The organism is Amycolatopsis sp. lyj-90, assembly GCF_046549035.1.
In the GTDB taxonomy this organism is placed as follows: domain Bacteria; phylum Actinomycetota; class Actinomycetes; order Mycobacteriales; family Pseudonocardiaceae; genus Amycolatopsis.
Genome location: NZ_JAJPWP010000014.1, coordinates 42,943 through 68,226, shown reverse-complemented (window position 1 = coordinate 68,226; position 25,284 = coordinate 42,943). Strand labels below are relative to the sequence as shown.

The window sequence follows — 25,284 nt, the reverse complement described above, 5'->3', positions numbered from 1 at the left end:
CCAAATCGGGCAACGTTGGGCCGAAGGCGTCCTCTGTGGACATTCGAGGAGCGTGTCATGCCTCGGATGACGAGCCCACTCCGCCACCTCTGCGACCAGCGGATAGCCGACTTTGCCGGAACTCTGGCGCAGACACAATGAAGGGGGTCTTCACGTACTTGGGAAGGTGAAGGGCGCGTTACTTCCGCCGAGTCGGGTGAAGGCGGACTTCAGGTGGGGGCGGGAAGCAAGGGACCTTTGCTATCGCGTGGGTCTCTGACCTGCGGAAAGAGAGCAGGGGACCTTTGCTATCGCTCCCGCCGCGCCAGCTGCGCCCGCGCCCGAGCGTCCATCGGGCCGTCGCGCCGCTCCAGCTCCGCGTCGATCCGCGACCGGTCGGCCGGCTGCTTGTTCCCGCCGAACTTGAACTTCGCCCGCACCCCGGTCACGGTCAGCTCGACGCCGCGGATCCCCGGCAGCAGTCGTTTGTCCGGCGCCTCGGTGGCGCTCACTCCCAACCGGCCCGAACCGGGCTCGAAGTGCGCGAGTTGCCGGTCCAGGAGCGCGGCCTTCTCCTCGGCGTCGTCGACCAGCCGGACGTCGCATTCGAGTTGCACCGACGCGTAATACGACGTCGGGACGCCGCGCGGCGGGTCGGCGGGAGTGTTCCAGGCGGATCGGATGTAGGTGTGGTCGTCGGTCACCGAGAGCAGCGCCCGCGGATGTTCCTCCAGCAGCGGCCAGACCGGGTTGGGGCGCGCGAGGTGCAGCAGGACCGTCCGGTCGCCGTCGTAGACGAAGTGCACCGGGTTGACGACCGGCAGGTCACGGCCCGCGCCACCGGCGATCAGCTGGCCGAAGTCGTGTCCGGAGAGCCAGGCCTGCCATTCGGCGTCGTCGTGGGCGGCGTCCCACGGGTGAATCAGCATGATCGAGTATGAGCACGCGGATATGGACCCATAAAAGATCCAATTTCTCGTCGGATCAGGTAGCCACTTCGGAACGTTCGTCCTCGGCCAGCATCTCCGCGACACTCTTGCGCCGCTGCGGCCGCTCCGTCGTCAGTGCGCCGCCCGGCTTCAGCTCGCGGACGGTGAAGTACAGCCAGCCCATCAACGCCATGGCCCCGAACGCGATCCACTGGAGCGCGTAGGAGAAGAACGGTCCCGCGTCGGTCTGCGGCAGCGGCATCGCGCCCAGCACGCCGGGCTGCTCGACGTCGAGCTGGAAATAGCCGGGCCGGATGTCGAGCTTCGCGGCCCGAGCGACGACCTGGGAATCGACGACGTAGCTCTGCAGCTGACCGCCTGTCGACTCGTCGGCGAAGGCGTCGCGGTTCTTCCCGTCCCGCTCGTCGTGACGTGCTCGCGTGACGATGTCGACCGTCCCCGCGGGAGGCGCGGCGAAGGGGAGGGCCCGTGACTTGTCGTCGAGCCGGACATACCCGCGGTCCACCAGCACGACCGTGCCTTCGACGGTCCGGAACGGCGTCAGCACCTCGTAGGCCGCTTCGCCCTGTACGGAGCGCAGACGGGCCACGACCTCGCCCTCGGGCAGGTATGTGCCCTTCATCGCGACCAGGTGCCACTCGGTGCGCTGGTCAGGGGCGGCTCCGCCGGGAAGCAGCTGGTCCAGCGACCGCGGCTGACCGGAGAACGACTCCCGCAGTGCCGCGTTCTGGTGCTCGCGCTCGCTGTCGCGGGAGAACTGCCACGGCGCCAGCAGGGTGAAGCAGCACACGGCGAAGGTGAACACCACCAACGTCAAGGCCAGCCACCCGGGCTTCAGCAGGAACTTCAACCGCACCCCACCACGGTAAGCGGTCCGCCTCAGGCGTGTGCGCGCACCCAGTCGAGCAGGCCGGGAACGGACCGCTCGATCATGCCGAGGACGTCCTCGAAACCGTCGTCTTCGCCGTAGTACGGGTCGGGCACCTCGGCGCCTTCGGGCGCGGAGGGATCGAACTCACGAAGCAGCCGGACCTTGGACGGGTCCGACACCTTGCGCCGGAGAAAGGACAGATGACTGTCGTCCGCCGCGAGCAGCAGGTCGGCGGCCAGATGCCCGCGGTCGACCTCGGCCGCGACGTGGCCGGTCGGGTAACCGTGTTCGGCCAGCTTCGCGCGGGCCCGCTTGTCGGCGGCCTCGCCGACGTGCCAGCCGCCGGTGCCCGCGCTGGACACCTGGACGAAGTGGTCGAGACCGGCCTCCTCGACCTTCGCGCGGAAGACGAGCTCGGCCATCGGCGAGCGGCAGATGTTGCCGGAACAGACGAAGACGATGTGCAGCACCCGATCAGTGTGAAGGCCGCCGGAGATCGACCGTTCACCGGCTCTGAACGGCTACCGGGCGCGCGAAGCTGGCAAGCCGGGACGAAGCGGGAGTAGACCTCCTGGAGAGAAACACGCAGGAAGGTCGCGTATGAGCGCACCAACACCCATCGTCGAGTCCCCGGCAACCGGGCTCCGCTGGTATCGCATCACCGTCAAGCATCCGCACCCCTACGAGGTCGGGCGGATCCTGTCGGAGCACCACTTCGTCCAGGCGAGATCGCCGAAAGAGGCGATGACCAGGATGCCGTTGCACCTCCGGTCGAGCGCGTCCGTCGCGCCGTACCAGGTCGATTACGCCGACGTCCCCGATCACTCGACGAAGGCCTACCGGGCGATGCTGTGGACGGGCCGCGTCATGCGCGCGGCCGGCCGCTGGGCGATCAACAAGGACGCGAAGGCGCTGGACTGACCCGGGCGCGACAGCAAAGGTCCCTTGCTCTCTTTCCGCAGGTCAGCGAACCAGGTGAGAGCAAAGGTCCCTTGCTCCCGCCCGCGGTCAGGGCCGAGCGCAGGCCGACCGGACGGCTTCCCCGAGCGCGCCCGCGTGCAGCCGGTCCAGGTCTCGTCGCGCGTCGACCAGCCGCACCGTGACCGCCAGTCGCGCGTCGCACGACGGCCGCGCCCGCGCGGATCGGGTCGCGGCGAGTTCGGCGAGCAGGCCCGCGTTGAGCCGGTCGATCACCGGCCGGACCTCGGTCGCCAGATCGGGCCGTCCGGGCGGCCGCGAGCCGGGGTGCTCGGTCCATCGCGCGTACAGGCCGCGCTGCACGACCTTGTTCGCCTCGATCTGGTCGCGGAAGAACCGCACCACGCCATCCGCGTCGAGACCGAGCCCGGGCGCCTTCGCCGCCACCGAGTCGAGGATCTGCTGTTCGCGCACCGGATCGTCGATCGGCGACGGCGTGCCGAACTTCGCGGCCGCGACCTTGTCGGCGATCTGCACGCGCTGAGCGGCCAGATCGGTCAGCGTCCAGAGACCCGAGGACGCCGATGCCGGCGCGGGCGCCGTCAGCAGTCCGGCCACGAGCAGCGCGCAGAGCACCCGAAGTCGCATGCCCGGAAACGCTACATGCGAAAATCCCCGGGTGCCCGCGCTAGCCGAAGTCATCGCCGCCCTGGAACAGGCGTACCCGCCCGAACTCGCCGAATCGTGGGACGCCGTCGGACTCGTCTGCGGCGACCCGGCCGAGAACGTGGACAAGGTCCTGTTCTGCGTTGACCCGGTCGACGAGACCGTCGACGAGGCGATCGCCGACGGCGCGCAGCTGATCGTCGCGCACCATCCGCTGTTGCTGCGCGGCGTCCACGGCGTCCCGGCCGACAGCACCAAGGGCCGTCTCGTGCACCGCCTGATCCGCGCGGGCGTCGCCCTCTACTGCGCGCACACCAACGCCGATTCCGCGTCGCCCGGCGTCTCCGACGCGCTCGCCGACGCCATCGGCCTGACCGTCCTCGGCCCGCTCGACCCTCGCGAGGACGGCGTCACCGGCATCGGCCGCATCGGCGAACTGCCCGCCTCCGAACCGTTCTCCGTCTTCGTCGAACGCGTCGCGAATGCCTTGCCCCGCACGGAACCCGGCGTCTACGGCGCGGGCGATCCGGCCCGCCCGATCCGCCGCGTCGCCGTTTCCGGAGGTTCCGGCGACAGCTATCTCAAGCGGGCCACCGCCGCCGGGGTCGACGCGTACGTCACCGCCGATCTCCGGCATCATCCCGCCGGCGAACACCTCGCCGAGATCGCCGAAGTCCCCGCCCTGGTCGGCGTCACACACTGGGCGAGCGAATGGCCGTGGTGCGAGCAAGCCTCGGCCGTCGTCCGCGCCGCGTTTGCGGGTAACGTCGACGTTCACGTCTCCACGCGGTGCACCGACCCGTGGACGCTACGGGCCACCCGAACCGAGCACTAAGAATCACAAGGAGCACCGTGAAGGCCGACCCCGCCGTCCAGCGCCAGCTGCTCGAACTCGCGAAGGTGGACGCCGAACTTTCGCGTACCGCCCACCGCCGCCGCACCCTGCCGGAGATCGCCGAGATCGACGCGGGCGAGAAGACGGTCCGCGATCGACGTGACGCACTGGTCTCGGTCCAGACCGCGGCGTCCGACCTCGACCGTGAGATCGCCCGTCAGGAGAAGGAGATCGAGTCGGTGCGCGCCCGTGGCGACCGCGACCGCAAGCTCCTCGAATCCGGTTCCGTCGCGGCGAAGCAGATGACCGACATCGAGCACGAGCTGAACAGCCTCAACCGGCGTCAGTCCGCGCTCGAGGACGACCTGCTCGAATTGATGGAACGCCGCGAGGCGCTCGACCTCGACGCCCAGCGCACCAGCGCCGAGGTCGCGAAGGCCGAGAACGAGGTCGCCGAGGCCGTCCGCCGCCGCGACGAGAACTTCACCGACTTCGACACCACGAAGGCGCGCCGCGACGAAGACCGCGCCAAGCTCCTGCCGCGTTTCCCGGAAGACCTCCTGAAGCTCTACGAGCGCGTCCGGGCGCACAAGGGCATCGGCGCGGCGCTGCTGCGGGCCCGCCGTTGCGGCGCCTGCCAGCTCGACATCGACCGCCGTGAGATCGCCGAGATCAAGGCCGCTCCCGAGGACAACGTCATCCAGTGCGAGAACTGCGGCGCCATCCTGGTGCGCACGCTGGAGTCCGGCCTGTGACCGACCACGTGCTGATCGAGGCCGACGGCGGGTCGCGGGGCAACCCCGGGCCCGCCGGCTACGGCGCGGTCGTCAAGGACGCGGTCACCGGTGAGGTGCTCGCCGAACGCAAGGCGTACGTCGGCATCGCGACCAACAACGTCGCCGAGTACTCCGGCCTGATCGCCGGTCTCGCCGCGGCCGCCGAGCTCGGAGCGTCCACAGTGGACGTCCGAATGGACTCGAAGCTCGTGGTGGAACAGATGTCCGGGCGCTGGAAGGTCAAGCACCCGTCGATGCAGCCGCTGAACGCCGAAGCCAAGGAGCTGGCGGCGCGCTTTTCCCGCGTGCGTTACGAGTGGATCCCGCGCGCGGAGAACTCCCACGCGGACGGGCTCGCGAACGAGGCGATGGACGCCGGGACCGAGAAGAAGTCAGAAGCGCCGAAGACCGTGAAGCAGGACAGGATCAGCCCGGTCGGCTGGACCGGCGCCACCGGCACGCCGACCAAACTGCTCCTCGTGCGGCACGGCCAGACGGCGATGTCGGTCGACAAGCGCTACTCCGGCCGCGGCGACGTGCCGCTCACCGACCACGGCAAGCAGCAGGCGGCCGCCGCCGCGAAACGCCTCGGCTCGATGGAGGGCCTGGTCGTCGACGGCGAGGTCGCGCCGATCATCGCCTCACCGCTGATCCGCACCCAGCAGACCGCGCAGGCGATCGCGGACGCGCTCGGCGGCCGGGTCGAGACCCACCCCGGGCTGATCGAGACCGACTTCGGCGACTGGGAGGGCCTCACCTTCAAAGAGGCCATGGACCGCGACCCGGAATTCCAGACCGACTGGCTCTCGGACACCTCCATCGCGGCGCCGGGTGGCGAGAGCTTCGACGGCGTCCACCGGCGGGTCCGCAAGGCGCGCGACGAACTGATCGCGCAGTACGGCGGGCGGACGCTCGTGCTGGTCAGCCACGTCACGCCGATCAAGTCGCTGCTGCGGATGGGCCTGGACGCCGGGCCGTCGCTGCTGTTCCGCCTGCACCTGGACCTGGCCTCGCTGTCGATCGTCGAGTTCTATCCGGACGGCAACGCCTCGGTCCGGTTGGTGAACGACATCTCGCATCTGTCCTGACCCGGTGGATGTGGCGCGGATCACGCCTGGATATGACGTGTCGCGGGCGACCGATGGGGTATTGGCTACAGTTTCGGCGACGGGCACGTGAGCGAGAAGGCAAAGACGGGGACATGACGGCGAGCGCACTCAGCGAAGCTTCCGAAAAAGATGTGCCCGACCCGGCGGAGACGCCGGCCCGTCGTGGCCCGGCCGCCCGGATCGCGCCCTACCTGGCGGTGCTCGCCGGTGTCGCCGCGCTGGCCTGGCACGCCACCCTCTACGGCCACTGGATCGTCGACGACGCGGCCATCACCTTCTCCTACGCGCGCAGCTTCGCCGACGGGATCGGCCCGGTGCTGCAGCCGGGGCAGCCGTCGGTCGAGGGCTGGTCGAACTCGACCTGGCTGGTGCTGCTGGCGTTCGGCAAGCTCGTCGGCATCTTCGACAGCGGCACGCTGTTCGGCCTCCCCGACTACGTCCTGTTCCCGAAGCTGCTGGGGCTCCTGTTCACCGCCGGGACGCTGGCGGCCTGCCACATCGCGGCGAAGCAGATCTTCAAGCGCTTCGCCTGGCTGGCGACCCTGGTCGTCGGGCTGACGCTGGCCGCGATCCCGTCGTTCGTCATCTGGACGATCTCCGGTCTGGAGAACTCCCTGTTCGGGATGGCCGTCGCCTGGCTGGCCGTGCTGCTGTTCGTGGCCGTCCGCAAGGACACCGTGCTCACCGCGAAGGTCGCCATCTGGTCCGGGGTGCTGGTCGCGTTCGCCGCGCTGACCCGCCCCGAAGGCCTGATCTACGGCGGCGCGTACCCGCTCGTCGTCCTGTTCCAGCTGCGGAAGCCGCTGCTGGGGCAGAGCGTCAAGCTCGTCGTGGTCTCCGTGGTCGCGTTCGCGATCCCGTTCGGCGCGTACCTCGCCTGGCGGATCGCGGAGTTCGGCAGGCTGCTGGCGAACCCGTCCATCGCGAAGGGACAGGGCCTTCCCGGGCTTTCGGCGTTCAAGCAGCCGTTCGAGCTGGTCGGCTACGCCGGTGTCGCCGGGACGATCCTGCTCGCGCTGACCATCGGTTACGCGCTGGTCCGCGCGGAATGGCGGCGCGCGCTGGTCGCGCTGATGACGCCGCTGGTGCTGGGCATCATCGCCTACGGCGTGATGGTCCCGGACTGGATGGGCCAGCACCGCTTCGCCACCCCGATCTGGATCCTCGCCGCGCTGGCGGGAACGCTGGCCGCGGGCGAACTGCTGCGCCGTTCGCGGGCGGTTCTGCGGACCGTCGTGGTGCTCGTGCTGGTCGCGGCCGCGATCCCGTCCGGGATGGGCTTCGCGTCGTCGTCGGAGAAGTTCCAAGAGGTCCCGACGGTGCCCGCGTGCCTCATCGCCGACCGCTTCGGCCGCGGGTTCAACACCATCGCCGACATCCTCGGCCTCCAGCAGGCGTCGCTGCTGCTGCCCGACCTCGGCGGCTCGTCGATGACCAGCCGCCTGCACCTGGTGGACATGGCCGGGCTGGTCGAGGCGGACGTCGCGGACTTCGTCAAGAACGGCGACATGCCGGGGCTGCGCGACTACGTGTTCGACAAGGTCAAGCCGACCTTCATCCACTCGTGGGGCCCGTGGGCCGCGGGCAACGGCATCACCGTCGACTCGCGGATCGACCGCGACTACGAGCCGATCTTCGTGTACCCGGGCGGCGGGCTGCGCAATGGTGACTTCGTGCGCAAGGACGCCGTCTCCAGCCCCGAGAAGCTGAAGGCCGCCCAGGACTACGCCGCGAAGACCCTGCCGGACGTCGAGAAGGCGCGCTTCGGCGGCCCGCTTAAGGACTGCGGCCCCACCATGCACCCGGGCCAGACCGTCTACCTGCCCTGACCCTTCCCCTCACCGCCCGCGTTTCGTCCTCTAGTTGCGGTAGTTGCGCTCCGCGAGGTTGTGGATGGCACGGTCTTGATCAACGGAGGATCGGGGACGTTGAGTGTCCCCGATCCTCCGTTGATCAAGTACCAAGACCGGACCGACCCCCGTCGACGATGAAGGAATCGGGACACTCAACGTCCCCATTCCTTCATCGTCAACGCTCGGCACACGCGTGAGCGCCACCCCAGCCGAGTGTGGAGGATTTGGGACGTTGAACGTCCCGAATCCTCCACACTCGGACCTGCCGCGGTGAGATTCCGGTGTCATCGAACCGACCCCCTCGACTACCGCACCACACCTTCGCGCTGGTCACGCGTAGGTAGGCAAATACCGTTCCGCTCTAACCCGAGTCGCCACGACCCGCCGCACCGATCACAGCCTGGAGACCCGCGTCGCCCTGACCCGTCCCCTCACCGCCCGCGTTTCGTCCTCTAGTTGCGGTAGTTGCGCGTGCAAGGACCGCAACTAGAGGACTAAACGCGTCAGGGGGCGGAGGTGACCAGGGGTTCGGGGGTGGCGGCGCCTCGCTCGAGGTCCGCCTCCTTGGCCCGGATCACCGGCAGCACGTGCTTCCCGAAGTGCTCGACGTCCTCCAGGTAGTGCAGGAAACCGAGCAACAGCAGGTTCGCCCCGCGCTTCTTGTACTCGATGGCCCGGTCCGCGATCTGCTCCGGCGTGCCGATCAGCCCGGTGCGGAAGCCGTCGTTGTACTGCACCAGATCCTTGAACTCCGAATCGGCCCACATCCCCTTCTTGTCCGATGTGGAGCTTCCCGCCTGCTTGACGGCGTTGCGGAATCCCTCGACGGCGTCGGTGTTCGCCTTCTCGACGATCTCCCGCAGCACGGCCTTCGCCTCGCTCTCGGTCTCCCGCGCGATCAGGAAGCCGTTGAGCCCGAAGCGGACTGCGTGGTCGTTCTCGGCCGCGTAACCACGAACCTCCGAGACCTGCTCGCTGAAGCCGTCGAAGTCCTTGCCGTTGCTGAAGTACCAGTCGGAGACCCGGCCCGCGAGCTTCCGCGCCGCGGTGGAGTTGCCGCCCTGGAAGATCTCCGGATGCGGCCGTCCCACCGGTTTGGGCTTGATGTCGAAATCGTGAATCCGGTAGAAATCGCCGTTGAATTCGGCGTGGTCGTTCGTCCAGAGTTCCTTCAGTACGCGAATGAACTCTTCGGATCGCCGGTACCGTTCGTCATGTTCGAGCCATGCTTCACCCAGATTGGTGAATTCGTCCTTGAACCAGCCGCTGACCACGTTGACCGCCGCGCGTCCGCCGGAGATCACGTCCGCGCTGGCGATGAACTTCGCGAGCACCCCGGGATGCCACAGTCCGGGGTGGATCGCCGCGATCACCTTCAGCCGTTGCGTCGCGAGCAGCAGCGCGAGGCTGAAACCGGTCGATTCGTGCTGGTAGGCGGCACCGTAGCTGGCCGTGTAGCGGACCTGGCTCAGCGCGTATTCGAACCCGCTGTTCTCCGCGAGGACGGCGAGATCCCGGTTGTACTCGTATCCCCAGTCGGTGCGCTGCTCGATGTCACTGGTGACCAGCCCGCCGCTCACATTGGGGACCCAATAGGCGAATTTGAGTGGTTCGGATTCGATTCCCGGCATGTCGCGGAGTGAACCGCCGCCCCCGGAAACCGTCAATCACCGTCCACGCGCTGGGAACGGCCGAGCGCGGTGCTCAATTCGGTCCGCCCGGTGATGCCGAGTTTGCGGTAGGCCCCGGACAAATGCAGTTCGACGGTGCGACGGGTCAGGTGCAGCGCCTCGGCGATCTCCCGGTTGGTGAGACCTTGTGACGCCATCACCGCGACGCGGTACTCCTGTTTGGTGAGCCCGTGCTCGTTGTCCTTCGCCGTGGCCATGCTCGCTCGCGCGTCCCGCAGCGCCTCGGCGGCCCGCCTCGCGAGCGGCCGCGCGCCGCAATGCCTGCTCGACTGCGCAGCCTCCCGCAGCGTGGCGATCGCCTTCTCGCCCTGGCCGTGCCGGGCCTGCAGCGCCCCGAGTTCGGTCAGCGCCTCGGCCAGCGCCAGCTTCGCCGTCGACCCGCCGAGGACGTCGACGGCCTTGGTGAGCAGGCGTTCGGCCTCCTCGTTGTCGTCGCGGGCCAGGCCCGCCGTGGTCAGCGCGCCGCCGAGGATTCTCGGCGCTCCCCAGCGTTCCGCGGCTTCGAGATCCTCTTCGGCGAGCCGGGCCGCCGCGTCGGTGCGCCCGAGCGCCAGCGCGGTGCGAGCGGCATGCGCCCGCCAGGGGGCGAATCCGGGGAAGCGCATGCCGTGGTGTTCCAGACGGCGCCCGCAGCCGCGCAGGTCTTCGTAGCCGAGTTCCGGCTCGCCGGTGGCCGCCCGGAGCCTGCCGCGGGCGTAAAGCAGGTAGTTGTGCGTGAAAAGTGCTTGGGTGGCCCCGAAATCGATCTTGTCCAGCAGTGCGTTCGCGACGTCGAACCGGCCGAGGTCGACCGAGGTCTCGATCAGCCTCGCCACGCACAGCACCGCGATCGGGCACTGGCTGGTGGCGCCGCGTTCGTCGAACTGCCGCACCAGGGATTCGTAGTGGACACTCGCCCGCACCAGGTCGCCGCCACCCTGCAAGGCGATCCCGCGGGCGAGAGTGGCGAGCGCGCCCTTCGGCACGTGGAAATCCCACGGCAGGCGTTTGGTGTCGAGCACCTGGCAGAGCTTGTCGGTGAGCGCGGACTCGTCGGCTAGCACGGCCGTCGCGAGCGTGAAGAAATACGGCTGCTCGAACAGTTCCGGCTGCTCGCCTGACAACGCCTCGCCGAAATGGCGGACGGCGTTCGCCGAAGAGCTTCCATTCCGGACGGTGTCGAGCGCGAGCAGGCCCGAGCGGCTCTGTTGCGCGGCGGGGTCGTTCAGCGGTGCCCACTGCTGCTCGAAATCGCGGAAGTCCGGTGGCGGGCCGAGTCTGCTGCCCGCTTCGGCGAGATACGTCATGCACAGCAGCGGCCAGACGGCGTCGGGCCCGCCCGCGTCGAGCCTGGCGGCGAACTGGCCGGCGGAATTGATCGCCAAGCGCGCGTCCGGGCCGCAGCACAGCGAAAGGATCATGGCCGTCGCGACGAAGGCCGCGGTTTCGCGGTCGTCGATGTGGTCGACGGCCTCGCGCACCCTGGCGGGCGCCGAATCCGGGTCGCAGTGGAACTCCGCGTGCGCGAGCTGGAGCAGGATCGCCATCCGCTTGCGTTCGCTGAGCCGTTCTTCCAGTGCCCGCACCAGAAAACGGACGGAGAGTTCCGGATCGCCCCGGACCACCGAATGCCGGGCGGCTAGCCGCAGCACGTTCACCGCCCAGGGGATCCTGATCGCGGTCGCCTCCAGCAGGTGCGCGCCGACCCGCTCCGGCGCGGCGCCCGCCTCGTGCAGGAGCCGTGCCGCTCGCGACTGGGTGACCGCCCTGGTGGTGAGCGGCATGTCGGCGAGCACCGAATTGCGGACGAACCGGTAGGTCAGCGCCGGCTGATGGCTGTTGGTCAGCAGGTGCACGCGCACCATCGTGTCGATGGCCTCGAGCGCGGTGATCTCGTCGACCCCGGCGAGCTGCGCCAGCAGGTCGAAGCTCGCGTCCTCGCCCAGGATCGCGACGGCTTCGAGCATCTTCGGCGCCGCGGTGTACTCGTGCATGCGGACCCGCAGCACCTCGCCGATCATCGCCGACCCCGCGGTGTCCAGGTCCATCCCGGGGACGAGTCGCCGGCGCAGCGCGGCGAGCAGGTACGGGTTGCCGCCGGTCACCTCACGGCATTCTTCGGCGAACCGTCCCAGGGAGACACTGAGGAACTCCGCGACGTGCCGCGTTCCCAGCCCGCGCAGCCGGATCGTCGCCGGGGTGCAGCCGGACATCTCCAGCAGGGCGACCTCGCCGGTCTGCAGATGCCCGATCAGCGAGGTCAGCACGACCATCACCGGCAGGTTCTCCACCCGGTGCCGGATGTAGGCGAGACAGCGCATCGACCACGGGTCGGCGAGATGGATGTTGTCGATGCCGAGGAAGACCGGTCCCTGTTCGGCGGCGTGGCGGACGGTGTGGAAGAAGGCGTCGAGCGCTTCGGTCTGTTCCTGCTCGTTCCGGGGACGGCGGTCCGGCAGGGATTCGGTGGCGTGGGGCGCTCGCGGCCTCGGCGACCCCGGCTCGGCGGGGGCGTGGGTGAGCCCTTCGATCAGCTGACGGCCGACACCGCCGCTCAGATGCGTCTCCAGCCGGGACGCGGTGGCGAGCGCGACGGTGAACCCCGCGGCCTTCGCCAGTTCTCCGCTCCGGGTGAGCACCGACGACTTGCCCATGCCGAATTCGCCGACCACCACCGCGCTCGTGGCGCGCCCGGTGAGGGCGGCCCGGAACAGCCCGGTGATCGTGTCGAGTTCGCTCTCGCGACCCAGCAGCCCGGCGGCGCGGCGCTTCGGTACCGAAGGCCCGCCGAAGGGACTCTCGGGATTTACTTCGGTATGCACCGTAGAGACCTTCGTGTCGGCTTGCGGCAGACTACTTGAACGTAAGCGGTAACGGGAGTAATCGCTGGTCGTCGAGGGGAGCAGGGGTCGAGATGTCCGCGTCCGACGACATCCGCCGGAACCGGCGGGAAGACCGTGACGACATCAGCGCCGCGACGACGCACGCCAGGAAGACCACGACGAGGTTGGCCTTGATCGTCGAAAGCCGTCCGCGGCGCCGCGTGGCGCCGGGGGACAGGTAGCGCAGATCGGCCCTCGCCAGCGCGTCTTCCACCGACGTGAATTCCGCGACCTGGCGGCCGCAGCGCCCGCAGCCCTTCAGGTGTTCTTCGAAGGCGTATGCCTCGGCTTGATCGAGCACACCGAGCACATAGGCCGCGACATCGGTGTGTTTCACCTTTCGCATCCTCATCGCGAACCCAGCTCTCCTAACGACCGTCGCAATGTCCTCATAGCCGCGTACAGCCGTGATTTGACCGTTCCCTCCGGGATTCCCAATATCACCGCCGCCTCCCGGACCGTATGTCCGGTCAGATACGTCTCGTAGATGACAGCCTGGTATTTGGTGTCCAGATATCGTAGCGCCTCGGAAATGACGAGCGCGGACAGTGACTGATCCGTCCGGTCCGCTATTTCGGCGTTTTCGGAACTGTCCAGCTCCACCTCCTGAGGGCGGGCGCGCCGGTTTCGCCAGCCGTCGATCACGATCCGCTTCGCCACCGTGAGCAGCCAGCCGCGCAGCATTCCCGGTTCCCGGTTCAAGGTTCCCGAATGCTGCCAGGCGCGAATCAGTGTCTCTTGGACGACGTCCTCGGACCATTGTTGATCATGGCCGGTCAGATACATGACCTGATTGAACAGAGTCTCCCGAAAATCCTTGTACAGCAACGAAATAAGCTCGTCGGACGGATCGTCGGACAGGTCGCCGACCTGCTGATCGCGGCCGAACTGACACCCTCTGCCCACTGCTTCCATAAGGTTTGCAACCTCCCCAGCGGTGGAGGATTTCACAGGTTCGTACACCGTAGCGCAGACTATCGCCGTGAGCCATGTGCAGTAGTGCTCTATTTACTATTAGTTGCCCGGTACGTATGGCGGCGATAAACGGTTCTAAATGTGTCGTGTGATGCACGTCACACCTGGTTGTCGGGACAGAGATCGAACCGGCCGCTCCGGTTCGCCGTACTCCCAGTGAGGTACTTGGCGGACGGGGACGGGTGAAATGATCTATCGACTGCTCGGAGTGGCGATCGCGTGCTTGGTGATATGGGCGGGAACGCCGACAGCCGCTTTCGCGGAAATCGACTCCCATGATCGGGAACTGCTCGTGCGGGTGCGCCAGGCGGGCTTGTGGGAAGGCCCGGTCAGCCGTCAGGCGGAAGAACGCGGGAGCGGGCAGCGGGTGCGGGAGGTCGGCCGCAAACTCGCCGACGACCACGACCGCCTCGACGCGCAGGTCCGCGAACTCGCTTCCAAGGTCCGTGTCGAACTTCCCGGCGAGCCCACCGAGGAACAACGGTCCTGGGTGGACGAAATCACCGGCGCCGCCGGTGCCGACTTCGACCGCGCGTACGTCAACCGCGCCCGTGCCGCGCACGGCAGCATCTTCGGTCTCGCCTCCCAGGTCCGGGCCGCCACCCGTGACGACGCGATGCGGTCCTTCGCCCAGACGGCCGTCGACACCGTCATGCGGCACATGACCCTGCTCGAAAGCACCGGCATCGCCGAAACGACCTCGCTGATGGTCGTGCCCGCCGGCGGCAACGAACTCGACGGCGGGGACGTCGCGCTCGGCGTCCTCATGGCCGGGATCGCCGGCGGCGCGACCTTCGGTCTGGTGCGGGTGCTCGGCTCACCGGGCAGGCGCGCATGACGGCCTCGCTTCTCGCGGTCATCCAGGCTCCGTCGCCGCACGACAGCGGAGTCCGGGACATCGCCACGCTTTCGGCCCGCTTCGCCTACGTGACGATGTGCCTGACGCTGGCGTGGGGCGTACTGAGCGCCACCGGGTGGATCAGGCGCGTCACCGGACACGAGGCGCTGCGCGGCGGTCACGTCGTGCTCGCGGCGTTCACCCTCGCCACCGGCGTCGTCCACGGTCTGTCCTATCTCTTCCTCGACGACGAGTCGTTCGACTTCGTCATGCTGCTGATCCCGTTCGCGGGTGGCGGATTCGCGCGGCACGCGGCGGGCGTGGTCGGACTGGAACTGTTCGTCGCCGTCTCGGTCACCGCCGCGTTGCGCCGTGGAGCGGTCAGCCGGAGCTGGCAGCGGTTCCATCAGGTCAGCTACTTCTCGGTCGGCCTGCTGGCGATCCACTCGTGGCTCGGCGCGTCCGCGAACGGGAATCTCGCGACGGTCTGGCTCGGCGGGATCACCGTGCTCACCCCGGCCGTCCTGCTCACCGTGCTCCGGGTGCTCCCGCCGCGGGCGCTGGTCCGCCTCGGCCTGCTCGACGGCGAAACCGGCCGGGCCGCGCCGGTCCGGATTTCCGTCGACGACAAGAAATGCCACCGCTACGCCATTTGCCAGGCCGAAGCGCCGCAGGTCTTCCAACTGCAGGGTGACGGCCAGCTGCGCTATCTCCGAAAACCCGGCGCCAAACAGGTGCCGCTGGTCCAGGCGGCGGCCCGAGCTTGTCCGATGCGAGCCATCCAACTGCAAGGGGCGGGACAATGAGCGAACGGATCGTCGTGGTCGGTGGCGGGCTGGCCGGGCTGCGCTGCGCGGAACGGCTGCGGGAACTGCGGTTCGACGGCGAACTGGTGATCGTCGGCAACGAGCCGGACCTGCCCTATCACCGGCCGGCGCTGTCCAAGCAACTGCTGACCGGCACCACGGATCCGGCGGAGATGATGCTCGCGCGGCTCGACGAGATCGACGCCGAATGGCGGTTCAACACCCCGGCCATGCATCTGCAGCCGGGCCGCCAGGTGGTCCATCTGCCTGGGGCGGAGGAACTGCCCTACGACGGGCTCGTCATCGCCAGCGGCGTCGAACCGCGGCGGCTTTCCGGTGTCCCGCACGGACATCCGCGCGTGGTCGTCGTCCGGACGCTGGCCGACGCCGCCGAACTGCGCGACAACCTCGCCGCCGACCACGGTCCGGTCGCGGTGCTGGGCAGCGGTTTCATCGGCTGCGAGGTCGCCGCGAGCCTGCGCGAGGTCGGCCGGGAGGTCACCATCATCGGCCGGTCGGCGACCCTGCTCGGCGAGGTCGTCGGCAAGCACATCGGGCAGAAGCTTTCGGCCCTGCACCGGGCCCGCGGCGTGCGGCTCGCGCTGGGCGCGTCCATCGAGGACTGGCAGACCACGGCGAACGGCCTGCGACTCCGGTCTTCCGACGGCTGGATCCTGGACGTCTCCTGCGTCGTCGTGGCGGTCGGGACCGTGCCGTCGATCTCGTGGCTGCGCGGGTCCAAACTGCCGCTCGACGACGGCGTCGTCTGCGCACCGACCTGTCACGTGCTGGGGATGGGCAACATCGTCGCCGCCGGCGATGTCGCGCAGTGGCCGAATCCTCGGTTCGACGAGGCGCCGAGACGGGTCGAGCACTGGCTCAACGCCGTCGAGATGGGCCGGGCCGCCGCGGAAAGCCTCCTGGCCGGGCCGCAGGCGTCGCAGCCGTTCGCGCCGGTGCCGCGGTTCTGGTCGGAACAGCACGGCGTGCGCATCCAGGCGGGCGGCATCCCGAAACTCGGCACCGACACCGTCGCGCTCGCCTCGCCCGTCGGCGGCGAGAAACCCGTCACCGGCTTCGTCCGCAAGGGCCGCCTCGTCGGTGTCGTCGGCCTCGACAGCCCGTCCGCCGTCCTCCACTGGACCAACGAGATCGCGGAACAGAACCCCGTCAGCCCGCAGGGAGAAACGGAGACGCCTGATGCGCCGATCGCGGTTGACCATGCTCGTCGTCATCGCGGCGCTCGTCGTGGGCGCCGCGATGTGGTGGCAGGCGGCTGATCCCGACGACCGGGTGGCGCTGACTGCGAGGGCCCCGGTCACCGAGACCCTCCCCAGCCCGCGCGTCCCGCCGTCCGGCACCTCGCGCCCCAGCACTCCCGAGGAGGCTCCGCCCGGCACTCAGCTCACCGCCGTCTACATGACGAAAATGGGGCAGGCCGTCCTCGACGAGACCGGCGCCGTCCTCTTCCGGTACGAACGCGACAACCCGCACAAGGCCCGCTCGGCGTGCCTCGGGGACTGCGCCGCGGTGTGGATTCCCATCACGACCACCGGCACGCCGGTGGTGACCGGCATCGATCCGGCGATCGTCGACACCATCAAGCGCCCCGAAGGCGCCAAACAGGTCACGCTCGCCGGGTGGCCGCTCTACAAGTTCGCCAACGCCCGGCCCGGCGAATGGACCGGGCAGGGCACCGACCACCTCTGGTTCGTGGTCGAACCCGACGGGCAGCGCAACCTGAACTGCCTGCCCGCGCCCGTGCAGTAGGATTCGCCGACGGACGAGTCGGCAGGGCGGCCGCGAGCCGGGAGACCGGTTCGAGGAAAGTCCGGACTCCACAGGGCAGGGTGGTTGTTAACGGCAACCCGGGGCGACCCGCGGGACAGTGCCACAGAGAACAGACCGCCTCCGTTCGCGGAGGTAAGGGTGAAACGGTGGTGTAAGAGACCACCAGCGTCCTGGGTGACCAGGACGGCTAGGTAAACCCCACCCGGAGCAAGGTCAAGAGGGAGCCGCGAGGCTCCTGCGCAGACGATCGAGGGCTGCCCGCCCGAGTCTGCGGGTAGGCCGCTCGAGCCCGTCGGCGACGGCGGGCCTAGATGGATGGCCGCCACTCGCGGAGCCGCAAGGCGAAGCGAGGACAGGATCCGGCTTACACGCCGGCTCGTCCGCTCCTTCTTTCCTGACATTCAGGACAAAGTAGGAAGGTCCGTGAAGGCCTCCTTACCTACCTTGAGCGTAGGGAAGGAGGCCTTCACGGACACTCCGCTCCCCACCTGCGGAAGCGATAGCAAAGGTCCCTTGCTTCCCACCTCGGCACCTTCGGACGCTGCGCCCCCTGTCTACTTGCCGGTAGGGTGCCCCCATGGGCGAAGCGAGTCGGGTCACGGGACGGTTCCGCGGGACGTTCGATGTACTGCATTCCCTTACCTACTTCGCACCCGAGACGGAAGCCGCGCTCACCGGCGCCGGGCTCCGTCCGGGGCGCATGACCTACTTCGCGGGCCGCGCGGCACCCATGGGCGCGGTGGGCCCGAGCGTGGTCGCGGCGACCTTCTACAACTTCAATCCCGAGCTGGTCGCCCGCTACATCCCGCGCGCCTGGACGCTGGCCACCCCCGAGCGGATCATCGAAGCCCGGTTCGAAGCCGTCGACGCGACGCTGACCCGGCTGCTCGGCAAGGACACGCTCGGCTCCGAAGCGGTCGCCGAGGCCGCCGAGCTCGCCCGCGAGGCGACCGGGGGCTGCCAGGTCGACGGCCGTCCGCTCTACGCCGGGCACGCCGACCTCGACTGGCCGAGCGAGCCGCACCTCGCCCTCTGGCACGCCATCACCCTGTTGCGTGAGCACCGCGGCGACGGCCACATCGCCGCGCTCCTCCTCAACGGTCTCGACGGGCTCGACGCCCTCCTCACGCACACCGCAACCGGCAAGGGCTTCCTGGCCGCCGCGGCCAAGGCCTCCCGGGGCTGGAGCGACGAGCAGTGGGACGGCGCGGCCGCCAAGCTCCGCGAGCGGGGCATCCTCGACGCCGAGGGCGGCCTGACCGAGGCCGGTAACGATCTTCGCGAGCGGGTCGAGGCCGCCACCAACGCGGCGTCGACAGGGCCTTGGGAGCACCTCGGCGAGGAAAAGACCCAGCGGCTGCACGAGCTGTGCGGGCCGTTGAGCCGCCAGGCCGTCGAAGCCGGCGCTTTTCCCGCGAATGTGTTCTCGACGGGCCGATAATCACGCTATGTAGTGAAAATGCCTGTTAAGTTTTCGCTTTGGGTAACGGAAGTATGACTTTCGCTTGATCGGTATCGATGATTTTTGTCGAATGCGTGCTCACCCAGCGGACTCGCGAGAAGCCACCGAACGAGTCATGTCACACTGGTCGCGGCCGGATTCTCGTCGGTCGGCCCGCACTCACAGTGAGCATCTTCCTCGCAACCGGGGGATTTCGTCGGCGCACTGCGAAATACGGGTGGCCGGGGTTAATCCTGACGACCCTTGCAACGATGATGGAGACCGTGGATGGTCGTGGTGCTGTGCCTCGCTCTGTGATTAGTAGACAAAACGACATCTACGGAGCGCGCTTTGACCGCTACGCCTCGTGACGCCATGATGTTCGAAGCACCACCGAGCCAGAACCGCGCGAACCCCCTCTCCGCGCACCGGGAGTAATGCGATGATGACCTTGACCACCCTCGACACGCTGGCCGCCGGCGAGCTCGGCACCGGCAACGTCCGCACCTGGCTGATCGACAACATCATTCCCCTGGTGCTGCTGGCCGTCGCACTTCTGCTGCTGTGGCTGGGTGGCGGCAAGGGGGACAACGCTGGTGTCATGCGCCGTCTCGCCGGTGTCGTGATCGCGCTGGCGATCATCGGCCTCGCGGTGAGTGGTGCCGGAGTCAACGTGGGCCAGTGGATCGCCGGCCTCTTCACGGGCTGAGGCAGGGCCCGCGTTGCGTATCCGCACCGATGACGAGGTTTACCGGGTCGATGCCGTGTGGCTCGGCCCGCCGAAAGCGACTTTTCCCTGGAGAGCCCGCTACGTCGCGTGGCTCGTCGGTATCCCGGTCTTTTTGCTCGTGCTCACCGCCGAACGGTGGGCGGGCTGGAGCTTCGGGTTCTTCTCGACCGCCTGGGCTTTCGTCGCCACAATCGTGATCACCAGATTGATCACGTCCAAGATCAGCCACGAGCGCCCGCTGGGCGCGGTGGCCGGGATGGCGGCGAAAGAGCTCAACTCACCTAGAGAACGGACCACGGGTACGGGCGGCGCGGCCAGCGCTTCCCGCGTCCGGGTGCGGGCGACCCGCCCGCTGCCGAAGCACCGCAGGAGACGGCAGTACCAGTACGACGGCTACGGCGGCGGCGCCGGAGCTCAGGGAACACCACGAGCGCGTCGGAGCCGCCCTGCGGCTCGGGCCGGGAGGTAGTCGTTGTTCGGTCGCGGCGGAAGCCGAGGAAAACGTGATCGAGACCTGCAGCAAGGGGCCTGGAACCCGCCCCAGCAGGTCCGCTCCGCGCAGCCCAAGAAGGCCGGCAAGGGGAGGCGGCTGCCCGGCGAGGCGGCCATACCCACCTATACCCCGTCCATCGCGGCGCGAAGCATCGACGGGCACCTGTTACGCACTGGTTATGAGGTCTACGCCTGGTACCGGCTCGCGCCGCAGCGCTGGTCGTTCCGGTCGGACTCGCAGCGCCGCGACCTGATCGCGGCCATCGCGGGGCAGTACGCGGAGCTCCAGGGCCGCTGGCTGCACCTGCGCGTGACCAACCGGCCGTACCCGATCCGCATGTGGGCCGAGGCCCACGTGCACAACGCCGTCGGCCGTCCCCAGGACGTCCCTGGCGCGCTGTCCTTCGACGACTACCTCATCGGCGAGCAGCAGCAGCTGATGGGCCGCTCGATGGCCGAAAAAGAGGTCTACCTCGGCGTCCAGGTGCAGACCCGGCGGATGATCGACCGCGCGGTCGAGAGCGCCGCCCCGGTGCTGCGCAAGATCCTGCCGGAGGCCGTCGACGCCGAACTGGCCGCGCTCGACTCCGAGGTCGAGCACCTCGACCAGGTGATCGGCTCGGCCGGGCTCGAAGGCCGCCCGGTGCACGCCGAAGAGATGTCCTGGCTGATGCACCGCTCGTGCTCGCTGGGCCTGCCCGCGCCGCGCAACATGCCCGCGATCCCCGGCGCGGCCTGGGAGCCCGAGGACCTCGCCAGCTTCACCGACGCGGCGGACTTCCACGCCGAGCCGTACGCGCCGACGGTCACCGTGCGCGGCCGCACCGGCTCGAACGCCGGGGTCTCGCGGCATCTCGCCGTGCTCACCGTCGGCCAGATGCACGGCCTGCAGATCCCCGAGGTCGACGACCCGTGGATCCAGCACGCCGACCGGCTGCCCGCCGCGGTCGAGGTGTCCGCGCGGATCTACGTCCGGCGGCCCGAAGAGGTCGCCGGTGAGCTGCAGCGCCAGATGAACAAGGTGCGCTCGCAGGTCAAGCACTACACCGACGAGCACGAGCTGGAACCGCCGCAGTCGCTGGCGCGCCAGGCGGGCCGGGTGCTGGAGATCGACGACGAGATGACGTCGGGCTTCACCGCGCTGGCCACCCGCGTCCGCTCCTGGTGGCGGCTGGCGGTGTCCGGGCCGACCGAGCGTGACGCGTTGCGCCTGGCCCAGCAGCTTCTCGACCTCTACAAGCCGAAGATCGCCGTCGAGCATCCCGAAGCCCAGTACGCGCTGGCCCGGGAGTTCATCCCCGGCGAGCCGCTGGCCTCGGCGGCGTACATGCGCCGCGGTTCGGTCGTGTGGGCGTCCTCGTCGGTGCCGACGGCGACGGCCGAGGTGGGCGACCGCCGCGGCATCCTGCTCGGCGAGACCGTGACCGCGACCCGGCGCCCGGTGGCGTGGGACCCGTGGATGGCGCAGGAGATCCGCGACGGTTCGGGTCTGACGGCGATGGTCGCCGGGCTCGGTGGCGGTAAGTCGTTCCTCGGCGGCGGCATCGTCTACAAGACGCTCCGCGCGGGTGCGCACTGGACGATCCTCGACCCGTCCGGCCCGCTTTCGCGGCTGTGCGACCTGCCCGAGATGCGGCCGTACGCGCGGAACATCAACCTGCTCAACGCGCAGCCCGGCATCCTCAACCCGTACCGGGTGGTCGCCGAGCCGCAGATCGAGCACTTCATGGACGAGGACGACCCCGAGCGCTCGTGGCGGCGGGAGAAGGCCCTCGCGGGCGCGACGCGCCGCCGTCTCGTGCTCGACGTCCTCACCGGCGTCCTGCCGTACGAGGTCTCGCGGATGGCGCAGACCCGGATCGTGTTGCTGCGCGCCGTCCGCGCGGTCGGCGGCCGGTTCGAAGCCGACCCCGGTCAGGTGATCGACGCGCTGCGACGCGACTCCAGCGAGCACCACGAGCACGCCGTCGTCGTCGCGGACTTCCTCGACGAGATGCGCGAGCGGATGGCGCTGCTCATCCCGGAGACCGACGCGGACCCGTACGCCGAGACCCGTGACGACCGGATGACCGTGCTGACCATGGCGGGGCTGACCCTGCCCAAGGACGGCGTCCCGCGCGAGTACTGGACGGACGCGGAATCTCTCGGCGTGGAGATGCTGAACCTCGCCGCGTGGCTCACGCAGCGGTCGGTGTACGAGAAGCCGAAGGAACTGCGCAAGGGCGTCTGGATCGACGAGGCGTTCTTCCTCTCCGAGGTCCCGACCGGCCGCGTGCTGATGAACCGCTTCGCCCGTGACTCGCGAAAGTGGAACGTCCGGGTGCTGCTGTCCTCGCAGATCCCCGCGGACTTCCTGAAGATCCAGGGTTTCGTGGCGCTGCTGGACTCGGTGTTCGTCGGCCGTCTCGACGACGACGACGCCCAGGCCGACGCGCTGCGCCTGCTCAAGGTCCCGGTCGGTGTCGGCTACGAGCAGGTGGTGGCCGCACTCGGCCGCCGTCCCGGCTCGTCACGCGATCTGCAACGGGACGTCGAGCCCCGCCAGTTCATCTTCGGCGACGGTGCCGGCGGCGTGGAGCGGATCCGCGTCGACTTCTCCGGACCGCACCTGGAGCACCTGCGCCGGGTCATGGACACCACGCCGGGCTCGCCCGACGCCAAGCCGTCCAGGCCGGGCAACGAACTCGCGGTCCCGGAAGAGAAGCAGTTCGTGGCGTCGCCACCGGAGGAAGACGACTTCGAGCTCGAAGAGGATCTCGAACTCGCGGCCGAACTCGAGGTCGGCCTCACCGACGAGCAGATGCTCGGCGCTCCGGACCCGCTGGCGGCCGAGACGGGCGAAGTACAAGGCGCCGTCCAAAATGGACACATCACGAACGGGGAAAAGGGCGAGCACGCGCGCGCCGGCAAGGGTGGCACCGGCAGGGATGCCGCATGAACACGGTGATCACGCTGGCGTGCGTCCTCGCGCTCGCCGCCGGCTGGCACGCGCTGCGCCGCCGCCTCGAAGAGGGGCCGCGGCCGGGCAAGAGCAGGCCCAGCCGCCGCGCGACGATGTTCGTCGTCATGCTGATCCTGGGGCTGCAGGCCGTGGTGACCGCTCCGGCGGCGTCGGCCGCCGCCTGTGGTGAAGCGCCGAACCCGGAACGGCCCGGCGCGGGCATGGTCGGCGCGCTCGACCCGCCCGCGACCGCTCGCGGTGAAGGCGGCAGCCCGTACAACGTGTACGGCTACGCGGGACACGTCTGGGACACCTTCGAAACCGACTGCGGCCCGCTGGCGGGCATCACCTCGCCCAACTCGACGATCGACACCTGGGCGGGCAATCAGCTCTTCAACATCGGCAAGAACCTCGTCGGCGCCACGAACTCGCTGCACTACACCGTGCTGCAGGGAAGCCTGCTCAGCCCGTTGTACAACGCGGTCAAGGCCGGGGCCGAGAAGGTCTACAACAACATCTACGCCCAGTTGTTCGGCCTCGCCGCGCTGATCATGTCCATCATGTTGTTCCGCAACATCTGGCGTGGCGATCTCGCGGCGGTCAGCAAACGGGCGCTGTACGGGCTGGCCGCGGTCTGGCTGGCCGCGTCCTCCTTGGCGCTCTTGAGATTCCTCGATCCGATCGACAACGCGATCGTGCAGACCACGACCAACATCCAGGCCGGGTTCATCGACGAGCCCAAGACGCCACCGCCGACCCAGCCGCCACCGCCCTCGGCACAACCGTGCCAGGCGACCCCGGAGGCAGTCGCGGCTCGCCAGCCGTGGGACCGGGTCCCGACCGAACTGCACTGCCGGGTCGTCTACGACAACTGGCTGCGCGGGGAGTTCGGCAGCCCGGACTCGCCGCAGGCGCTCCAGTACGGCCCGCTCCTGCTGGACGCGCGTGCCTTCACCTGGGGCCAGATCCAGCAGGGTGGCGACGCCGACACCGCGCTGGTGGACTCGAAGAAGGCGGCGTTCAAGGACATCTCGACCAAACTCGGCCCGGCGACGGGCTATTTCACGGGTGAGGACGGCAGCCGCGTCGGCGCCGGTTTCCTTTCCCTCGGCCAGGGGATCTTCTACTCGCTGTTCCAGTTGCTGGCGAAGGCGACGGTCCTGCTCGCGCAGGTGCTGATCAGGATCTTCGTCCTGACGGCTCCGCTGATCGGGCTGATCGCGCTGCTCCAGCCGCAGATCATGCAGCGCATCCTCAAGGTCGTCGGCGCGGTCGCCTTCAACCTCATGGTGCTTTCGGTGCTGGCCGGGGTGCACACGCTCCTGCTCGAGGCGATCTTCACCGCGGGGAACTCGCTGTCCCTGCTGACGAAGATGGCGCTCGCGGCCATCATCACCGTGTTGCTGTTCATGATCGGCCGTCCCGTCCGGCGACTGTGGCAGATGGTCGAGATGTCCGTCGGCATGGTCGGCGGCGCGGTCCCCTCGCCACGCGGCGGTCTCTTCTCCCGCTTCCGCAAGAAGAACAACGAAGCGACCCCGCAGGACGCGTTCTGGCAGAACGTCCGCGACACCGACGATGTCGTCGACGGCGACCTTCGCGGTCCCGTCGGCGCGACGGTCGGCGGCGGGCGGTTCCGGCCGGAGGCGACCATTTTTGCCAGCTCCCAGCGGCTCGACAACGGTTCCGGCGCGATCCGGCCCGCGGCGGCCTGGTCCGGGGCGCCGTGGCCGGGCGCGGTCGGCGGAGGTGGCGGCATGTCCGCGCTTCCCGCCGGTGGCGGCGGAGGCGTCCCGGTGTTCGGCCAGTACAACCCGTCCGCGGGCACTCCCGGCGACTCCATGTTCACCTCCGGCGGGCGGAGCCCTGTCCAGATCCCGAGCCGCCGGGTCGACACCTCGCCGGTCGCCGACCGGCGCTGGAGCGACGAACCGGAGCCGGTCGTGGTGCCGTCGCGGATGAACTCCGCCGGTGGCGGCTACACGACGCCCGACTTCTCGGGCACCGTGCCGGTGCAACCGGGTCCGTCGTCGCCGCGTCCTCGCCGGGTCGATCCCGAGGTCGTCGCGGGCAAGCCGGTCTTCGTGCTGTACCGGCCGTCGCGCGGGCTCGAGGTCCGCGAGGAAGTCCGCGACACCGACCACGCCGTGGGTCGGTGATCCATGCCGATCCGGACCAACCGCGGGCGAACCGCGGTCTATCGCAGACTGTGGGGCTGGCCGTTGCGCTCGCCCCGCCATCTCATCGGCACGCTGGTCTTCCTCGGGGTGGTGCTCACCGCGGTGGGCATCCTGCTGCCCAAGGCCATCGGCAAACCGGCACAGACGGCCACCGGGACGAGTTCCTCGGCGACCTCCACCTCACGGCCGGGCGTCGCGGCGCCGGTGACCGTGACGTCGACGCTGCCGCCGCGGCTGACCACCCAGCCGCCACCGTCTTCCGCACCACCTGACCAGAGCGGTGTCCGGGTCGCCAAGGAATGGGTGACGGCATGGGCGAACCATCCCGACGGTACGACGACCGAGCAGTGGCTGAACGGCTTACGGCCGTACACCACCGAGGAATACCTGGCCGGGGAAATGACGACGGTGGATCCCGCGAACATCACCGCCACGAAGGTGACCGGGGAGCCTCAGGTCGTGTCCTCCCTCGCCGGATCGATGGAGGTGGATGTCCCGACGGACGGGCCCAAGGTCCGGGTCACCGTCGCCAAGCTGAACTTCGGGTGGCGGGTCACCAAGTTCACGCAAGCGAGCTGACC

Annotated in this window: 23 protein-coding genes and 1 other RNA gene; 16 read left to right on the top strand and 8 right to left on the bottom strand. The window is 69.0% G+C overall.

The features are described 5' to 3' along the window. Nucleotides 1-287: 287 nt before the first annotated feature. From ACLJPX_RS39495 to ACLJPX_RS39485, 3 genes are read right to left on the bottom strand one after another with little or no spacing between them, the layout of a single operon-like run. Entirely contained in the window at nt 288-908 is a 621-nt protein-coding gene (locus ACLJPX_RS39495; RefSeq protein ID WP_410605369.1) for an FMN-binding negative transcriptional regulator, read from the bottom strand. A 55-nt stretch (nt 909-963) separates the two neighbouring features. Beyond that, the gene (locus ACLJPX_RS39490; RefSeq protein ID WP_410605368.1) at nt 964-1,785 is read right to left on the bottom strand and encodes an SURF1 family protein; all 822 of its coding nucleotides are present in this window, start codon (nt 1,783-1,785) and stop codon (nt 964-966) included. A 23-nt stretch (nt 1,786-1,808) separates the two neighbouring features. Further along, nucleotides 1,809-2,270: a low molecular weight protein-tyrosine-phosphatase gene (locus tag ACLJPX_RS39485; protein ID WP_410605367.1), complete on the bottom strand. Its 462-nt coding sequence runs from the start codon at nt 2,268-2,270 to the stop codon at nt 1,809-1,811. A 130-nt stretch (nt 2,271-2,400) separates the two neighbouring features. Here ACLJPX_RS39485 and ACLJPX_RS39480 point away from each other — a divergent pair, with 130 nt between their 5' ends. Then, complete coding sequence (locus tag ACLJPX_RS39480) at nt 2,401-2,721, top strand: hypothetical protein (RefSeq protein WP_410605366.1); 321 nt, start codon at nt 2,401-2,403, stop codon at nt 2,719-2,721. 87 nt (nt 2,722-2,808) lie between these two features. Here ACLJPX_RS39480 and ACLJPX_RS39475 read toward each other — a convergent pair whose 3' ends face one another. After that, nucleotides 2,809-3,366: a chorismate mutase gene (locus ACLJPX_RS39475; RefSeq protein WP_410605365.1), complete on the bottom strand. Its 558-nt coding sequence runs from the start codon at nt 3,364-3,366 to the stop codon at nt 2,809-2,811. A gap of 31 nt (nt 3,367-3,397) precedes the next feature. Between ACLJPX_RS39475 and ACLJPX_RS39470 the strand changes: the two genes are divergently transcribed. The 4 genes from ACLJPX_RS39470 to ACLJPX_RS39455 all read left to right on the top strand — a co-directional run bounded on the left by ACLJPX_RS39470 (nt 3,398) and on the right by ACLJPX_RS39455 (nt 7,933). Further along, nucleotides 3,398-4,219, top strand: a complete 822-nt coding sequence (locus tag ACLJPX_RS39470) for a Nif3-like dinuclear metal center hexameric protein (protein WP_410605364.1) — start codon at nt 3,398-3,400, stop codon at nt 4,217-4,219. Nucleotides 4,220-4,236: 17 nt separating this feature from the next. Continuing rightward, entirely contained in the window at nt 4,237-4,974 is a 738-nt protein-coding gene (locus ACLJPX_RS39465; protein ID WP_410605363.1) for a zinc ribbon domain-containing protein, read from the top strand. After that, entirely contained in the window at nt 4,971-6,083 is a 1,113-nt protein-coding gene (locus tag ACLJPX_RS39460) for a bifunctional RNase H/acid phosphatase (protein WP_410605362.1), read from the top strand. Before ACLJPX_RS39465 ends, ACLJPX_RS39460 begins: the two co-directional genes overlap by 4 nt. Before the next feature lie 113 nt (nt 6,084-6,196). Then, nucleotides 6,197-7,933, top strand: a complete 1,737-nt coding sequence (locus ACLJPX_RS39455) for a hypothetical protein (RefSeq protein ID WP_410605361.1) — start codon at nt 6,197-6,199, stop codon at nt 7,931-7,933. 527 nt (nt 7,934-8,460) lie between these two features. Here the strand turns inward: ACLJPX_RS39455 and sfnG are convergent. From sfnG to ACLJPX_RS39435, 4 genes are read right to left on the bottom strand one after another with little or no spacing between them, the layout of a single operon-like run. Then, a complete protein-coding gene (sfnG, locus tag ACLJPX_RS39450; RefSeq protein ID WP_410605360.1) occupies nt 8,461-9,588 on the bottom strand; it encodes a dimethylsulfone monooxygenase SfnG in 1,128 nt (375 codons plus the stop codon). 32 nt (nt 9,589-9,620) lie between these two features. Next, entirely contained in the window at nt 9,621-12,449 is a 2,829-nt protein-coding gene (locus ACLJPX_RS39445; RefSeq protein ID WP_410605359.1) for an AAA family ATPase, read from the bottom strand. Between the two features lie 31 nt (nt 12,450-12,480). Next, entirely contained in the window at nt 12,481-12,855 is a 375-nt protein-coding gene (locus tag ACLJPX_RS39440; protein WP_410605524.1) for a zf-HC2 domain-containing protein, read from the bottom strand. Between the two features lie 2 nt (nt 12,856-12,857). Continuing rightward, complete coding sequence (locus ACLJPX_RS39435) at nt 12,858-13,424, bottom strand: sigma-70 family RNA polymerase sigma factor (RefSeq protein WP_410605523.1); 567 nt, start codon at nt 13,422-13,424, stop codon at nt 12,858-12,860. Nucleotides 13,425-13,671: 247 nt separating this feature from the next. On the opposite strand from ACLJPX_RS39435, the gene ACLJPX_RS39430 reads away from it, so the two are divergent. The 11 genes from ACLJPX_RS39430 to ACLJPX_RS39380 all read left to right on the top strand — a co-directional run bounded on the left by ACLJPX_RS39430 (nt 13,672) and on the right by ACLJPX_RS39380 (nt 25,282). After that, entirely contained in the window at nt 13,672-14,322 is a 651-nt protein-coding gene (locus tag ACLJPX_RS39430) for a DUF4142 domain-containing protein (RefSeq protein ID WP_410605358.1), read from the top strand. Next, nucleotides 14,319-15,128: a 4Fe-4S domain-containing protein gene (locus ACLJPX_RS39425; protein ID WP_410605357.1), complete on the top strand. Its 810-nt coding sequence runs from the start codon at nt 14,319-14,321 to the stop codon at nt 15,126-15,128. The genes ACLJPX_RS39430 and ACLJPX_RS39425 overlap by 4 nt, the downstream gene beginning before the upstream one ends. Next, a complete protein-coding gene (locus ACLJPX_RS39420) occupies nt 15,125-16,408 on the top strand; it encodes an NAD(P)/FAD-dependent oxidoreductase (RefSeq protein ID WP_410605356.1) in 1,284 nt (427 codons plus the stop codon). Before ACLJPX_RS39425 ends, ACLJPX_RS39420 begins: the two co-directional genes overlap by 4 nt. Continuing rightward, entirely contained in the window at nt 16,329-16,898 is a 570-nt protein-coding gene (locus tag ACLJPX_RS39415; protein ID WP_410605355.1) for a hypothetical protein, read from the top strand. Before ACLJPX_RS39420 ends, ACLJPX_RS39415 begins: the two co-directional genes overlap by 80 nt. Nucleotides 16,899-16,912: 14 nt before the next feature. Further along, an RNA gene (gene rnpB, locus ACLJPX_RS39410) (RNase P RNA component class A) lies at nt 16,913-17,302 on the top strand. Between the two features lie 194 nt (nt 17,303-17,496). Then, complete coding sequence (locus ACLJPX_RS39405; protein ID WP_410605354.1) at nt 17,497-18,360, top strand: SCO6745 family protein; 864 nt, start codon at nt 17,497-17,499, stop codon at nt 18,358-18,360. Nucleotides 18,361-18,802: 442 nt separating this feature from the next. Then, entirely contained in the window at nt 18,803-19,069 is a 267-nt protein-coding gene (locus ACLJPX_RS39400) for a hypothetical protein (RefSeq protein WP_005166545.1), read from the top strand. 13 nt (nt 19,070-19,082) lie between these two features. Continuing rightward, nucleotides 19,083-19,559: a hypothetical protein gene (locus ACLJPX_RS39395; RefSeq protein ID WP_101612583.1), complete on the top strand. Its 477-nt coding sequence runs from the start codon at nt 19,083-19,085 to the stop codon at nt 19,557-19,559. Nucleotides 19,560-19,562: 3 nt separating this feature from the next. Further along, complete coding sequence (locus tag ACLJPX_RS39390) at nt 19,563-22,520, top strand: ATP-binding protein (RefSeq protein ID WP_410605353.1); 2,958 nt, start codon at nt 19,563-19,565, stop codon at nt 22,518-22,520. Beyond that, nucleotides 22,517-24,682 (top strand): magnesium transporter, encoded by a 2,166-nt coding sequence (locus tag ACLJPX_RS39385; protein WP_410605352.1) that lies wholly within the window; start codon nt 22,517-22,519, stop codon nt 24,680-24,682. The genes ACLJPX_RS39390 and ACLJPX_RS39385 overlap by 4 nt, the downstream gene beginning before the upstream one ends. Before the next feature lie 3 nt (nt 24,683-24,685). Next, a complete protein-coding gene (locus ACLJPX_RS39380) occupies nt 24,686-25,282 on the top strand; it encodes a hypothetical protein (protein ID WP_410605351.1) in 597 nt (198 codons plus the stop codon). Nucleotides 25,283-25,284 lie beyond the last annotated feature (2 nt).